This is a genomic window from Methylophilus sp. YYY-1 (genome assembly GCF_029132825.1).
In the GTDB taxonomy this organism is placed as follows: Bacteria; Pseudomonadota; Gammaproteobacteria; order Burkholderiales; family Methylophilaceae; genus Methylophilus; species Methylophilus glucosoxydans.
Genome location: NZ_WOVG01000004.1, coordinates 1 through 13750, shown reverse-complemented (window position 1 = coordinate 13750; position 13750 = coordinate 1). Strand labels below are relative to the sequence as shown.

The following is a 13750-nucleotide window of genomic DNA, read 5'->3' as shown; positions in this document are numbered from 1 at the left end:
CTGATGAGCCAATCACCGATTCAATTTGCTTACTGGGTTTCCAACCTGAGTGGCGGCCAGGTCGTGAGCGAAATTGCCCAGCAAACTGGCTGGAGCACCGAGTACAACATTCAGCTTGCGCAAATCGCCGAGCGCGTTGGCTTTGACTATGCGCTGACCGCTACCCGCTTTTTGGGCGGCTACAAGGCGGATGGGCAACATGAGTCTGTCATTCTGACCTCGGCCCTGTTGCAGGCGACGCAGAAGCTCAAGGTGATTGCCGCGGTATTGCCCGGCGTCTGGCCCCCTGCGCTGTTGGCCAAGCTGGGCATTACCGCCGACCACCTTTCCGGTGGCCGCTGGGCGGTGAATGTGGTTAGTGGCTGGTTCAAGGACGAGTTTACCGCTTTGGGCGAGCCCTGGCTGGATCATGACGAGCGCTATCGCCGCTCTGAAGAGTTTATCCGCGTGCTCAAGGGCTTGTGGTCGGGCGAATCGTTGACCTTTAAAGGCGATTTTTACCGCATCAATCAATTGGCTTACCAGCCAACGCCGATTCAGCGGCCACATCCACCCATTTTCCAGGGCGGGAATTCGACCGCGGCCAGGCAGATGGCGGCCCGTGTGTCGGACTGGTATTTCATGAATGGCGGTTCACCTGAAGTGTTGAAAGCACAAATTGACGAGGTGTCGGCTGAAGCTGCGAAACATGGTCGCAAGCTCAAGTTTGCCGTGAATGCCTTTGTGATTGCGCGGGAGACCGAGGCCGAGGCGAAAGCCGTGCAGGAGGAGATTGTCCGCCTGGCCAACCCAGAAGCGCTGGAAGGCTTTGCCCAAGCCGTGAAGCAAGCGGGTTTGGCGACGCAGGACCAACTGGGCATGTGGGCAAATTCGCGCAAGCAGGATTTGGTGCAACCCAATGACGGCTTTAAAACCGGGCTCATCGGTACCCGCGAACAGATTGCCGAGCGCATTGTGCAATTGCGCGAGATTGGCATCGACCTGGTGCTGGTGGGCGTACTCAACTACGACTGGGAACTGGTCGCGTTTGGTGAGCAGATCATTCCGCAGGTGCGTGCTCTTGAGAAGCAAGTGCTCGAGACAACGTCTGCGTCGCAACAGAAGATTAAAGACAGCGTAGCTGCCTGAAGGCAGCATCAAGCGCATAGGGAGAAAAAGCGTGTTTAACCGAAGTATCTATCAACTTTCTGTCGCTCTGCTGACCGCATTGAGTGCAGCCGCATTACAGGCAGCCCCTGCAGAGCAGCAGTTCAGTATTGCCGGCTACCGCATTGGGCCTTATGCCGCCGGCGGTTCTGGTCAGGCCAGCGGGCTGGAAGATTATTTGCAGTTGATCAATCTGCGAGATGGCGGAGTCAATGGCGTCAAGCTGGCATGGACCGAGTGCGAGACCGAATATGTGGTTGAACGCGGTGTCGAGTGCTACGAGCGGACCAAAAAACAAGCCACGACCTTTAACCCGTTTAGTGTGGGCATTGCTTATGGCGTGATTGAGCGCGCCACCACGGACAAGATCCCGGTGATTACGCCCAATCATGGCCGCACAGACTCCACCGATGGCCGCGTGTTTCCGTTTGTGTTCCCGGTGATTTTGAATCCCTGGAGCGAAGCGTCGGCAATCATTAATTACATCGGCAGCAAATCGGGTGGGCTGGATCAGCTCAAGGGTAAAAAAATCGTCACGCTTTACCATGGCTCGCCCTATGGCAAAGAAACCATCCCGATTTTTGCGTTGCTGGCCAAAAAATATGGCTTTGAAAATACGCAGATTGAGGTGCCGCATCCGGGCAATGACCAACAGTCGCAGTGGCTGAACATTCGGCGGATCAAACCCGATTACGTGATTTTGCGTGGCTGGGGAGTGATGAACCCTGTGGCGATCAAAACCGCCCAAAAAACCGGTTTTCCAGTCGATCACATCATTGGCAATGTCTGGAGTAACTCCGAAGAGGATGCGCAACCAGCCGGTTCTGCGGCCAAGGGCTATATCTCGGCCACCACCCATCCGTCAGGCACCGCGTTCCCTGTGCTGCAGGACATCCAGAAGTATGTGTATGCCGCAGGCAAGGGCAAGATCGAGCCGCAACGCGTCGGCAGCATTTACTACAACATGGGCGTGCTTGATGGCACTTTGCATGTGGAAGCGGTGCGGGTGGCACAGGCCAAATTTGGTCACCGCCCCCTTTCTGGGGATGAGGTGCGTTGGGGCTTTGAGCACATTGATCTTGATAAAAGCCGCCTGGAAGCTCTGGGAGCGAACGGCTTGCTGCAACCGATCAAGCTCAGTTGCAGCGATCACGAGGGTGGCGGTGCGGTGAAGTTCCAGCAGTGGGATGGTAAGCGCTGGCAAGTTATCAGCGACTGGATACAGGCCGACAGACAGCTGTTGCGGCCATTGATTGAGAAATCTGCGGCCCAGTATGCCCAAGAGCGAAAAGTCCCGATCCGGGATTGCAGCAAAGAGCTTTAATGATTCATACATTCTGAAAACGTGGGAGGCTCAGCCTCCAAAAGGAAAGGAAAATAAATGTCTACACATCAAGCAGCGATTAAATTTGCCTATTGGGTGCCTAACGTCAGTGGTGGCCTGGTGGTCAGTAACATTGAGCAGCGTACCAGTTGGGATATCGATTACAACCGCAAGCTGGCACAAATTGCCGAAAAAGCCGGATTTGAATATGCATTGAGCCAAATCCGTTTTACAGCGGGGTATGGGGCCGAGTTTCAGCATGAGTCGGTATCTTTTTCACATGCTTTGCTGGCGGCGACCACCAAACTCAAAGTGATTGCCGCGATTTTGCCTGGTCCCTGGAATCCGGTGCTGGCTGCCAAACAATTAGCCACTATTGATATTCTTACCCAGGGACGGATTGCGGTGAATATCGTCTCTGGTTGGTTCCGTGGAGAGTTTACGGCGATTGGCGAGCATTGGCTGGATCACGACGAGCGCTACCGCCGTTCGCGCGAGTTTATTGAAGCGCTCAAAGGCATTTGGACCCAGGATAACTTTACTTATAGAGGTGATTTTTACCGCTTTAGTAACTACTCACTCAAACCTAAACCTTTGCAGCAGCCACATCCTGAAATTTTCCAGGGCGGCAGCTCTCGTGCTGCGCGCGATAACGCGGCCGCGGTCTCAGACTGGTACTTCACCAACGGTAACACCGTGGAAGGGATCAAGGCCCAGGTGGACGATATCCGCGCCAAGGCGGCGGCAAATAAGCATCAGGTCAAGATCGGGGTCAATGCCTTTGTGATTGCCCGCGATACCGAAGAAGAAGCCAAAGCCGTATTGAAGGAAATCATTGATAAAGCCAACCCTGAGGCGGTCAATGCCTTTGGCCATGAAGTGAAAAATGCCGGCGCTGCCAGCCCGGAGCGTGAAGGTAACTGGGCGAAATCGAGCTTTGAAGACCTGGTGCAATATAACGATGGCTTTAAAACCAATCTGATTGGTACACCACAGCAAATTGCCGAGCGCATTGTGGCTTTGAAGGCGGTGGGCGTAGATTTAGTGTTAGCGGGCTTTTTGCACTTTCAGGAAGAGGTCGCTTATTTTGGTGAAAAAGTACTGCCACTGGTGCGTGAGCTGGAAGCTAAAACCTTGGCCAAAGCGGCTTAACTCAACCCGGCAGGAAATTGGCAATGGCAGAGACTTTACCTCACTTGCTCGCTTTGCAGGCCTTGGAGCGCCCGCATCGTGTTGCAATTCGGCATAAACAGCTGGGCCTCTGGCAGCAGGCCTCCTGGCTTGCGGTGCAAGAGGACGTCACCCGCACAGCGCACTATTTGCAGCAACACGGCTTTCGCCAGGGCGATACCTTGTTCCTGCTCAGTGAACCACGGCCAGAAGCCTTGCTGTTGTCGCTAGCTGCCCATTGGCTGGGCGGCGTGGCGGCGCCACTGGATCCGGCCTTTGCGCAACCGCAGTTACTGGATTTATTGCATACCTTGCGGCCGCAATTTGTGTTTGCCGAGGCGCAGGCGCAGGTGGATCAAGTATTGGCTGCCAAGCCGGATAGCGCCGTGGTGATTTATGCCGATGCGCGCGGCTTGGCCGGGTATCAGCATCCTGCGCTGGTTGCTTATGCGCAGATTGTGGCCACGCCTGAGACCCAGAACATTTCACCGGTGGCTGAGACTGCGGAAATCGCCTTCCGCTTTTACCGCTTAAGTGACGCCTATGCGCTGGAGTACAGCGAATTAAGCCATGCCGAACTGCTTAGAAATGGCCGCCAACTGATCAGCCAAGAGGTGCTCACAGCGCATGAAGAGGCATTGGCGGCGCGTGCATTTGCCGCCAGCGGTCATGCCAAATATCTGCTTTCGCCGTGGCTATTGGCGGGCTTTACTCTGAATTTTCCAGAAAATCTGGCGACCCGGGATACCGACAGGCGCGAACTCGGCCCCACGCTGGTCGCTGGCACGGCAACCACTTATCAGCGCCTGTATGCGCTGACACAATCCCGTTGGCCCTTACCCGGCAGTTGGCAGCATAGGCTGGTGGGTTGGGCACTGCGTGCAGCCCGTGCCCGGTTGCCGCTGGTCGCAACGCTGGCGCGCTGGCTGGTGATTCTGCCCTTGCAGGATGTGTTGGGTCTACGGCGTACGCGCGTGCCATTACTGGTAGGCGAGCCCTTGTCGCCCGAGGCCACACAGTTTTTCAGTGACATTGGCATTGATGTGCGTGCCTGGCCAGAAGCTTCTGCCTGGCAGACCAGCCAGCTGCAAGTGATTCCACATCAGTCCAATGACTTGCACAGCTATTTGGGATTAGCGACATGGAAGGCCGCGATATGAGTACCACCCTTGCTGCACCTCAGCCATTACTGGCATTAGACGGGATTTCATTGTCGTTTAAGGGCGTGAAAGCCATTACCAATATCAGTTTTGCCGTCAATGAGGGCGAAATTTGTGCCTTGATCGGCCCCAATGGCGCCGGCAAAAGCTCATTGCTTAACGTGATTAATGGCGTCTACAAGCCTGATGAAGGCAGTATCCGCTACCAGGATGCGGTGCGTCGCGCCATGCATCCGCAATGGGCTGCCAGACGCGGCGTGGCGCGCACGTTTCAGAATATAGCCCTTTTTAAAGGCATGTCGGTGCTCGACAACGTACTGACCGGCACCAACCTCAAGGTCAAAAGCAGTTGGCTGGAGCAGGTATTTAATGTGGGCCGCGCGCCTGCGGATGCCTTGGCGCAACGGCAGAAAGCAGAGCGCGTGATTGCTTTTCTCAAACTGCAACCCTGGCGTAACAGCATTGTGGGCAGTTTGCCCTATGGCTTGCAAAAGCGCGTCGAGCTTGCCCGTGCGCTGGCCGCCGAGCCTCATCTGCTGCTGCTGGATGAACCGATGGCGGGCATGAACGCCGATGAAAAGGCAGAGCTGAGCCGGTTTATCCGTGAAACCAATCGCGAGTTTGGTACCACGATTGTGCTGATTGAGCATGATATCGGCGTGGTGATGACGCTGTCAGACCATGTGGTGGTACTGGATTATGGCAAGAAGATCGGCGATGGCACGCCAGATGAAGTGCGCGCCAACCCGGAGGTGATTGCCGCCTATCTGGGCACCAAACACTAAGGCAATACAAGGATCAATTGAGATGAGTTTCTTTTTCGAAGTCATGACCGGCGGCTTGCTGGCGGGCGTGATGTATTCGCTGGTCGCCATCGGCTTTGTGCTGATTTACAAGGCGTCAGGCGTGTTTAATTTTGCCCAGGGCTCCATGGTGCTATTTGCGGCATTGACTTTTGTCAGCCTGGTCGAACGCGGCGTACCTTTCTGGGGCGCCTTTGTGCTGACCTTGCTGACCATGGCCGTGCTGGCCTGGCTGATTGAATGGCTGGTGTTGCGGCCGCTGGTGAACCGTTCGCCAATTACCTTGTTCATGGCGACCCTGGGCCTGAGTTATATCGTTGAGGGGCTGGCACAAGCGGTGTGGGGTGCACAAGTGCATGCGCTGGAGATAGGCATCAATGACGAGCCGTATGAGGTGTTCGGTATTTTGCTGTCGCAATTTGATTTGTTTGCTGCGGCCATTGCGGGCGGCCTAGTCGCACTGCTCGGTGTCCTCTTCAATAAAACCCGCATTGGCATTGCCTTGCGCGCCGTGGCAGATGACCAACTGGCAGCGTTGGCGGTGGGCATCCATCTGCAACGCTTGTGGCTGATCGTCTGGGCGGTGGCCGGTTTTGTCGGCCTGGTCGCCGGCATGTTGTGGGGCGCACGCGTCGGCGTGCAGTTCTCGCTGTCGCTGATTGTGCTCAAGGCCTTGCCTGTGCTGATTATTGGCGGTTTTACCTCGATTGAAGGGGCGATCGTTGGTGGTCTGATCGTTGGCGCCAGCGAAAAACTGGCCGAGGTCTTCATTGGTCCGCTGATAGGCGGTGGCATTGAAAACTGGTTCCCTTACGTGTTGGCGATGTTGTTTCTGCTGGTCCGCCCCTATGGCTTGTTTGGTGACAAAGCGATTGAACGTGTTTGAAAAATAGAGAGCAGGCAGGGTTAGCATGTTATATAAAGAAGCAGGACAATTCATCACAGAGTATCGGCTAGACAAGCGCTTTTTCAGGCTCAAACAGGAGCGCTGGGCATTTGCGGCCTTACTGGCATTCGCCTACCTGGTCGTCCCTGCCATTGGCAACGATTACTGGTTTAGCGCCATCCTCATCCCGGTGCTGGTGCTGTCGCTGGCCGGCTTGGGCTTGAATTTGCTCACTGGCTATGCGGGTCAGCTCTCCTTGGGGTCTGCTGCCTTTATGGCGGTAGGTGCGTTTGCCACCTACAACTTTCACCTGCGGATAGAGGGCTTGCCATTGATTGCCAGCCTGATATTGGGCGGGTTGACGGCAGGTGGCGTCGGCCTGGTGTTTGGGCTGCCGAGTTTGCGCATCAAGGGCTTTTACCTGATTGTGGCAACACTGGCTGCACAGTTTTTTGTGCAATGGGTGTTCACCACATTCTCCTGGTTTTCAAACAACTCCTCTTCTGGCGTCATTACGGCGCCGCCCTTGCAGATCTTAGGCACGGATTTGAGTACACCGGCGGGCCGCTACCTGCTGACCTTAACCGTCGTCGTGGCGCTGGGGTGGCTGGCAAAAACCATTGTCAGTGGTGAGCTCGGACGCAAGTGGATGGCGGTACGCGACATGGACACTGCTGCCGCCGTGATCGGCATCTCGGTGCCAAAAACCAAATTGCTGGCCTTTGCCATCAGCTCGTTTTACCTGGGGATTGCCGGTGCGCTGTGGGCATTCACTTACTTGGGCACCGTTGAACCACATGGCTTTGATTTGTCACGCTCCTTCCAGATTCTGTTCATTATTATCATCGGCGGCATGGGTAGTATCCTCGGCAACTTTCTGGGCGCGGCTTTTATTGTGCTGTTCCCCATTTTGCTTTCCAACCTGACCAGCAGCCTGTTGGCCGGAGCGATTGATCCTGGCCAGCTGGAGAATTTTCAGAAAATGATTTTTGGTGCCTTGATCATCTTTTTCCTGATCAAAGAGCCCAACGGTTTGGCCAAGGTCTGGCAAACCGCCAAACAACGGCTGCGGGTCTGGCCGCTACGTTTCTAGGCCGTTCCTGACGAATTGATTGAAGGAGACTTCCATGTGTTAAACAGCCTCACACGGTCTTTTATATAACCAAGAACGATTAAGAGAGATTTTTATATTTTTATAAGGAGTATTTAAGTGAACTTTTTAAGTAAACATCGCTGGCTGTGGCTGGCATTGGGCTTGGGGGTTGCCAGCTTGTCTACGCAAGTGCAAGCCGCCAATGAGCAGTATTTCCCGCTGCAGAGTTACCGGATTGGCCCTTATGCGGCAGGCGGTTCCGGCTTTTTTGGTGGGTTTATCGACTATTTGCAATACATCAATGCCAAAGAGGGTGGCGTCAATGGCGTCAAGCTGACCTGGAGTGAGTGCGAAACCGAATACGTCGTGGAAAAAGGCGTTGAGTGCTACGAGCGCCTGAAAAAAGGCCTGAACGGCGCGCCTGCTGCAGCGACCAATCCGCTGTCCGTGGGCATTGCCTACGCGACCCTGGAGCGCTCGACCACAGACAAATTGCCGCTGATCACGATTAACCACGGCCGCACCGATTCGACCGATGGCAGCGTGTTCCCTTATGCCTTCCCGCTGCAATTAAACCCGTACAGCGAAGTGTCTGCGATTGTGAACTATATCGCCCAGCAATCTGGCGGTCTGGACAAGCTCAAAGGCAAAAAAATTGTCACCTTGTACCACGGCTCGCCTTACGGCAAGGAAACCAGTCCGATTCTGGAACTGCTGGCAAAGAAATACGGCTTTGAGCTGACCTTGCTCGAAGTGCCGCATCCGGGCAACGAGCAACAGTCGCAATGGCTGACGATACGTCGCATCAAGCCGGACTGGGTGATTTTGCGCGGCTGGGGTGTGATGAACCCGGTGGCCTTAAAAACTGCGCAAAAAACCGGTTTTCCGGCCGACCATATCATCGGCAATATCTGGAGCAACTCTGAAGATGACGCGGCACCTGCTGGCAATGCTGCCAAAGGCTTTATCTCGATCACTACCCATCCTTCCGGCACCAGCTTCCCGGTATTGCAAGGCATAGACAAATATGTGATCAAGGCCGGTAAAGGCAATTTGCAAGACGCTAAACGTTTTGGCAATGTGTATTACAACTTGGGCGTGGTCAATGGCATCCTCAACGTGGAAGCCGTGCGTGTGGCGCAAGCCAAATTTGGCAAACGTCCATTGACCGGTGAAGAGGTACGCTGGGGCTTTGAGAACCTCAAACTGGATGATGCGCGCCTTAAAGAGTTGGGCGCTCTGGGTCTGGTACAGCCGCTCAAACTGAGTTGCGCTGACCATGAGGGCGGCGGTGCCGTCCGCTTCCAGCAGTGGGATGGCAGCAAATGGAAAGTGATTTCTGACTGGGTGCAGGCAGACCGCCAGTTGTTGCGTCCGATTATTGAAAAATCTTCCCATGAGTATGCCAAGGAAAAAGGCATCACGCCACGGGATTGCAGTAAAGAAGTTGTTGCTGCCAACTAAAAACTCGTTGCACAACGATACACAGGGCACACCGCATGGCGGTGTGCCTTTACAGTTTGCTGCCGTGGGCAAGGCCCTGCACCTTGCCGACGACAGTCAATTGAGGAGTCAAACATGACACAAGCACAGTTAAATACGATCCCGGTGCAAGCGCTCACTGCGTTTGAGCCCTTGTTGCAGCTGGACAATGTTGAGGTGATCTATGAAAAGGTCATTTTTGCTATCAAGCATATTTCTTTAGAGGTTAAACCACAGTCTATTGTGGCTTTGCTCGGTGCGAATGGCGCTGGCAAAAGTACCATCCTGAAAGCGATTTCTGGCCTGGCCCCGGCACAACGCGGTGAGATTGTACAAGGTCGGATTGTCTATGCCGGTAAAGACGTGACCAAGGCCACACCGGGCCAACTGGTGGCACAGGGTCTGGTTCAGGTGCTTGAAGGTCGGCATTGCTTTGGCCATTTAACGGTTGAGGAAAACCTGCTGACCGGGGCCTTTATTCGCAGACCGTCGAGCAAAGGGCTGGCGCAAGACCTGGAAAAGGTCTATGCCTTTTTCCCACGCCTGAAGTTATTGCGTAAAAACTATGCCGGGTATACCTCCGGGGGCGAGCAGCAAATGGTGGCGATCGGCCGTGCGTTGATGGCGAATCCCCAACTGATTCTGCTCGACGAGCCTTCCATGGGGCTGGCGCCGCAAATTGTGGAAGAGATTTTTGAAATCGTGCACCAGTTACAGCAAACGCAAGGCTTGAGCTTTTTGCTGGCGGAGCAGAACGCCACCGTGGCCTTGCGTTACGCCAACCATGCTTATGTACTCGAAAGTGGCCATATCACGCAACAAGGCGATGCACAGACCATTGCCAATAGCCAGGCATTGAGTGACTCTTATCTGGGGAGCCGCTAATTAAAATGGCGGCTAATAAAAAACGGCCATCATGGCCGTTTTTTATTACAGGATACTTTTAGAAAAAGTGTGCCACATGGAAAATGGCTTTAATGCCATCAATATCAGGTAGCGTATTACGGGTTTCTCTAAAGTAAAACACATCAATGCGTTTGTTGCTGTCACCGTCAATTAAATACCCTACACCAATGTCTACGCGCTTGCGGTCCAAGCCGGTGGTGTCATTGTTAAATTCCTGGTAAATCACTTTGGGCTGGAATTTGCCTATGCCCACTTTTTCGGCAAAGGTATAGCTGCCATTCACAAAAAAGCCTTTGGCTTCTGGCAAGACGGTATCTCCGGTATTGTCATTGTCATAGTTGTAATAGGAGGCTTCTGCCCCCAGCACGGCGCCATCACTCAATGGTTTTTCCAGGCGTGCATCTAGGTTCCAGTATTTGGAATCGCCTTTATTCAGGATCGTCCCTGCGCCATCTTTTTGATAACGGTAAGAGCCGCCCACAGACAAAATCGATTTCTTGCCATCATAGCTGGCCAGGTTATAAAAGCCTGGCTCGGTATCCCAGAAGTTATATTGCAGACGGGTGGCATAAGACAAGTTATCAGCCTGATTGGAGCCGCCCTGACGACCGTTAGTGGCTGAAACGTAGTATTTGAAGGCCTCGCTCTTGTCTGTACCGAAGAAGACTGCACCATTATCCCGACCAGCAAACTGGTAAGAGCCTAACTCGGCAATCGGGAAGTCAAACGTGGTGGAATACATCGGTGCAGCAGCGGAGGCGCGGCTCGCTGCCGGTAAGAAGCGACCCACCCAAACATGCGCGTAGTTGTTAAACTCCAAGCCCAGATGACCATCCAGCAACTCAACTCTGTTGTCTGCTGAATTGCGTGCGAAGTTGAACTCAAAGGAGACGTTCTCATGCACCTTGCCGTTGGTATATAAACGTGCCTCTTCAACCTCAAAGTCATTCGAGCGGTCTTTGCCATTCGGCGCGGCATCTTTAATCGAGCTAAAGCTGACGCGAGAGGCAATGCCGATATTGATAAATTGGTTTTCGTTGCGTTGCAGCGTGGCCTCGGCAAAAGCTTGTGTACTCAGCAGGGCCAAGCTGGTGTAGAGAGAAATTTGTCGTAGTTTAGGATTAATGGTTTGTATATTCATGTGTTCACTCTGTGATAATCAGTTATCAATAAATGGAGATCAGGCAACCTGATGACGATGAAATGGTTGCTTTCCAGAGTGAGCTTTTGCAGAATCTGTGCCAGAAAATTATTTGATAAAAATCAATGGCTTATGTTTTATTTAACTGGTCGTGCTTGCTGGCGATGGCGCAAGCTGCTGTTCGCCTGTCTTTTAATCAGCAAAGGGCGAACGCAGCATGTGATTGGGTGGAATGACGCACGATGACAAAGCACGCGCGGCATGCGCAGAAGCGGGTGCGATACCCAATGGACTCGGCAAACAGGGGACATGACCACCGTAAACAGTGGCCATGGATAGATGAGAATCAGTGTTTATTTGGACGTATCGGCGGTCTTGCAACCTTTGAGGTGCAAGTGGTCACTGTCATCCAGCGTGGTTTGGTCGCCATTCAGGCGCAAATCCATGGTGCCATAATGGTAGTGTTGCTTATCGTCGGCATCACGTAACAGCCCCACCTCATGGTCAGGCAGCATGACCCATGCTTCATCGCCAGTGGCAGAGAGTTTGAGGCCAAACGACTGATAATTTTCGCATTGGTAATGCAAAGCTTCTTTGCCATAGCGTGGAACTTCCTTGGTCCCTTTGTCGAACACGCTCGGCAGTTCAACGCTTTTGCAGCCAAACAATAGACTGCTGGCGCCAACCAATAGGATGAAGGAGTAGATGTTTTTCATGATTTAAATCTGGGCTTTATTTAAGATAAGGGAATCGACGATGCACGCTATTGTGCCAGCCATGCTTGGCAGACTCAATCGTTTTGGCGCTTGGGTTGGTAGGCTGCCCGTTGCAGCCGGTCTCGCACGGCGTCCCAGGCCGCGGTGTTAGGCGGCGATTCTATTAAGATCACGTCAGCATGTGCGGCATCCAATATGTGCAGCGCCGCATAGAGCTGCTCGGCGGCTTGTGCAGGCGTGGCTGGCAAATGTGTATCTTTGGCCGTGACCGCCACACCGGCGCCAAACAACAAGGCGACAGCATGAGGGTACTGCTGTGCATAGTCTGCCATCGCTTGTCTGGAAGAAAAGAGCAGGCAGGGTGTTCGTGGCGAATAATGCAGCAAATGCTGCCCGGGGGCCTTGGGAATCTGCGCCGATGCATCTACAGACGCCGGCGTGCCTGCGACGGCTGCAATCGCCGCCTCATCTATCATGCCGGGTCTGAGCAATCGCCAGCCATCTTCATGCACGCTGACAATGGTCGACTCTATGCCTACCTGGCAATCGCCACCATCCAGCACCGGAATGTCTGCCCCCAGTCCTGCTTCGACATGTTCTGCCGTGGTGGGGCTCAGTTGCGTATACTTATTCGCTGAAGGGGCTGCCAGGCCCAGGCCACTTTCGTTGAGCAGCGCCAGCGCCACGGGGTGTGCCGGCACGCGTAAAGCCACCGTCGGCTCGCCAGCCCTCACCGCCGCTGAGACCTCCGCGCGCGCAGGCAATACCAATGTCAGCGGACCCGGCCAGAAGGCCGCGGCCAGCCTTTGTGCCAGTGGCGGAAAGCTGCTGGCCCAGTCGGCCACTTGTTCTGTGCGTCCAATATGGACGATCAATGGGTTATTGGCAGGTCGCTGTTTGGTGGCGTAGATGTTGGCAACAGCTAAGTCATTGCGTGCATCTGCCGCCAGGCCGTAGACGGTCTCGGTCGGGATGGCGACCACTTCGCCCCGTTGCAATCGTTCTATCGCCTCTGCCTGGTTGATCCGCATTGCGCACTCTATATATGTAAATCATCAAAAAATGTATTTTACTCTGTAAAACCCTGACGGCTAAAGCGGGCTTGCTATAAAATGCCCGCTTTGATTCAAGGAGCGACACATGCAAATTCAAGTTCAGCACAATCCTGCCGAAACACAACTAAAGGACTTGGGTGTGTCCAAGTGGCCTACCTGGAAAAAAGAAGTATCAACCTTTGATTGGATTTTTCACGAACAAGAGCAGGCTTATATATTAGAAGGTCAATGTGTAGTAACGCCTGTGGGTGGTGCGCCGGTCAGCTTTGGTAAAGGAGACTTTGTGGTCTTTCCTGCCGGCCTCAAGGTGAGTTGGGAAGTCAAGCAACCTTTGCACAAGCATTATCAGCTGGATGGCAATGTCTTGACGCAAACCTGGTTGCGCATTAAGGCCGCTTTCAAGAAATAATCATCAATTTGTAACAAAATTGTAAGAATGGCAAATAAGGGTTGACCGCAACGCTTATCGCTGTAAAATGCGCGGCTCTCTTCAACGAAACGGTTGTTTAGTTGGGTGAGAAGAAATAAAAAGCGCAGTATGTTTGAGCGTTAAGTTGGCAGCGGAATAAAAGTTGTTGACGAAGTAAATAAGCTCTGTATAATGCGCACCTCGTTACGAAATAACGGTAGCGAAACCAGCGAAAAGCTGACTGTTCTTTAAAAATTAGGATGACTGATAAGTGTGGGTGTTTGTAGTTGGGTGTGAGCGCATTTAATGCGTAAACTCAGAAAATACAAATGCTTACGCTTAGATTTATGACAAGTATGTACAGTGTAGTTTACACACATACCTTGAAATGAATTTGAGATATAGCGAAATCGAATACCGCCTCTTAATTGAGGTAAAAAGTAATAGTTAGGAATTAAA

The 13750-nt window shown here is 53.3% G+C and carries 13 protein-coding genes; 10 read left to right on the top strand and 3 right to left on the bottom strand.

Features of this window, described 5'->3' with window-relative positions; genetic code table 11:
* Nucleotides 1-3: 3 nt before the first annotated feature.
* From sfnG (GOC95_RS11650) to GOC95_RS11610, 9 genes are all read left to right on the top strand, one after another.
* On the top strand, nucleotides 4-1128 hold the full coding sequence (gene sfnG / locus GOC95_RS11650; protein WP_275357254.1) for a dimethylsulfone monooxygenase SfnG: 1125 nt from the start codon (nucleotides 4-6) through the stop codon (nucleotides 1126-1128).
* Between the two features lie 31 nt (nucleotides 1129-1159).
* Complete coding sequence (locus GOC95_RS11645; RefSeq protein ID WP_275357252.1) at nucleotides 1160-2470, top strand: ABC transporter substrate-binding protein; 1311 nt, start codon at nucleotides 1160-1162, stop codon at nucleotides 2468-2470.
* Between the two features lie 57 nt (nucleotides 2471-2527).
* Entirely contained in the window at nucleotides 2528-3622 is a 1095-nt protein-coding gene (sfnG, locus tag GOC95_RS11640) for a dimethylsulfone monooxygenase SfnG (protein WP_275357250.1), read from the top strand.
* Between the two features lie 23 nt (nucleotides 3623-3645).
* The gene (locus GOC95_RS11635; RefSeq protein ID WP_275357248.1) at nucleotides 3646-4800 is read left to right on the top strand and encodes an AMP-binding protein; all 1155 of its coding nucleotides are present in this window, start codon (nucleotides 3646-3648) and stop codon (nucleotides 4798-4800) included.
* Entirely contained in the window at nucleotides 4797-5585 is a 789-nt protein-coding gene (locus GOC95_RS11630) for an ABC transporter ATP-binding protein (RefSeq protein ID WP_275357246.1), read from the top strand. Before GOC95_RS11635 ends, GOC95_RS11630 begins: the two co-directional genes overlap by 4 nt.
* Before the next feature lie 22 nt (nucleotides 5586-5607).
* Nucleotides 5608-6489, top strand: coding sequence for a branched-chain amino acid ABC transporter permease (locus GOC95_RS11625; protein WP_275357244.1), 882 nt, complete (start codon nucleotides 5608-5610; stop codon nucleotides 6487-6489).
* A 25-nt stretch (nucleotides 6490-6514) separates the two neighbouring features.
* The gene (locus GOC95_RS11620; RefSeq protein WP_275357242.1) at nucleotides 6515-7582 is read left to right on the top strand and encodes a branched-chain amino acid ABC transporter permease; all 1068 of its coding nucleotides are present in this window, start codon (nucleotides 6515-6517) and stop codon (nucleotides 7580-7582) included.
* A 117-nt stretch (nucleotides 7583-7699) separates the two neighbouring features.
* Complete coding sequence (locus GOC95_RS11615; protein WP_194749537.1) at nucleotides 7700-9046, top strand: ABC transporter substrate-binding protein; 1347 nt, start codon at nucleotides 7700-7702, stop codon at nucleotides 9044-9046.
* 114 nt (nucleotides 9047-9160) lie between these two features.
* The gene (locus tag GOC95_RS11610; RefSeq protein ID WP_275357241.1) at nucleotides 9161-9949 is read left to right on the top strand and encodes an ABC transporter ATP-binding protein; all 789 of its coding nucleotides are present in this window, start codon (nucleotides 9161-9163) and stop codon (nucleotides 9947-9949) included.
* Nucleotides 9950-10007: 58 nt separating this feature from the next.
* Here the strand turns inward: GOC95_RS11610 and GOC95_RS11605 are convergent, their stop codons facing one another.
* The 3 genes from GOC95_RS11605 to GOC95_RS11595 all read right to left on the bottom strand — a co-directional run bounded on the left by GOC95_RS11605 (nucleotide 10008) and on the right by GOC95_RS11595 (nucleotide 12858).
* Entirely contained in the window at nucleotides 10008-11111 is a 1104-nt protein-coding gene (locus GOC95_RS11605; RefSeq protein ID WP_194749535.1) for a porin, read from the bottom strand.
* A gap of 353 nt (nucleotides 11112-11464) precedes the next feature.
* Nucleotides 11465-11827: a hypothetical protein gene (locus tag GOC95_RS11600; protein WP_275357237.1), complete on the bottom strand. Its 363-nt coding sequence runs from the start codon at nucleotides 11825-11827 to the stop codon at nucleotides 11465-11467.
* A gap of 74 nt (nucleotides 11828-11901) precedes the next feature.
* The gene (locus GOC95_RS11595; protein WP_275357235.1) at nucleotides 11902-12858 is read right to left on the bottom strand and encodes an L-threonylcarbamoyladenylate synthase; all 957 of its coding nucleotides are present in this window, start codon (nucleotides 12856-12858) and stop codon (nucleotides 11902-11904) included.
* A 109-nt stretch (nucleotides 12859-12967) separates the two neighbouring features.
* On the opposite strand from GOC95_RS11595, the gene GOC95_RS11590 reads away from it, so the two are divergent.
* Nucleotides 12968-13291, top strand: a complete 324-nt coding sequence (locus GOC95_RS11590; protein ID WP_194749532.1) for a cupin domain-containing protein — start codon at nucleotides 12968-12970, stop codon at nucleotides 13289-13291.
* Nucleotides 13292-13750: the final 459 nt, after the last annotated feature.

What these genes read in the sequence shown, in the direction of transcription:
- GOC95_RS11630 (WP_275357246.1), top strand. Translation starts at nt 4,797, where the DNA reads ATGAGTACCACCCTTGCTGCACCTCAGCCATTACTGGCATTAGACGGG.
- sfnG (WP_275357250.1), top strand. Translation starts at nt 2,528, where the DNA reads ATGTCTACACATCAAGCAGCGATTAAATTTGCCTATTGGGTGCCTAAC.
- GOC95_RS11595 (WP_275357235.1), bottom strand. Translation starts at nt 12,858, where the DNA reads ATGCGGATCAACCAGGCAGAGGCGATAGAACGATTGCAACGGGGCGAA.
- GOC95_RS11590 (WP_194749532.1), top strand. Translation starts at nt 12,968, where the DNA reads ATGCAAATTCAAGTTCAGCACAATCCTGCCGAAACACAACTAAAGGAC.
- GOC95_RS11610 (WP_275357241.1), top strand. Translation starts at nt 9,161, where the DNA reads ATGACACAAGCACAGTTAAATACGATCCCGGTGCAAGCGCTCACTGCG.
- GOC95_RS11625 (WP_275357244.1), top strand. Translation starts at nt 5,608, where the DNA reads ATGAGTTTCTTTTTCGAAGTCATGACCGGCGGCTTGCTGGCGGGCGTG.
- sfnG (WP_275357254.1), top strand. Translation starts at nt 4, where the DNA reads ATGAGCCAATCACCGATTCAATTTGCTTACTGGGTTTCCAACCTGAGT.
- GOC95_RS11600 (WP_275357237.1), bottom strand. Translation starts at nt 11,827, where the DNA reads ATGAAAAACATCTACTCCTTCATCCTATTGGTTGGCGCCAGCAGTCTA.
- GOC95_RS11620 (WP_275357242.1), top strand. Translation starts at nt 6,515, where the DNA reads ATGTTATATAAAGAAGCAGGACAATTCATCACAGAGTATCGGCTAGAC.
- GOC95_RS11605 (WP_194749535.1), bottom strand. Translation starts at nt 11,111, where the DNA reads ATGAATATACAAACCATTAATCCTAAACTACGACAAATTTCTCTCTAC.
- GOC95_RS11635 (WP_275357248.1), top strand. Translation starts at nt 3,646, where the DNA reads ATGGCAGAGACTTTACCTCACTTGCTCGCTTTGCAGGCCTTGGAGCGC.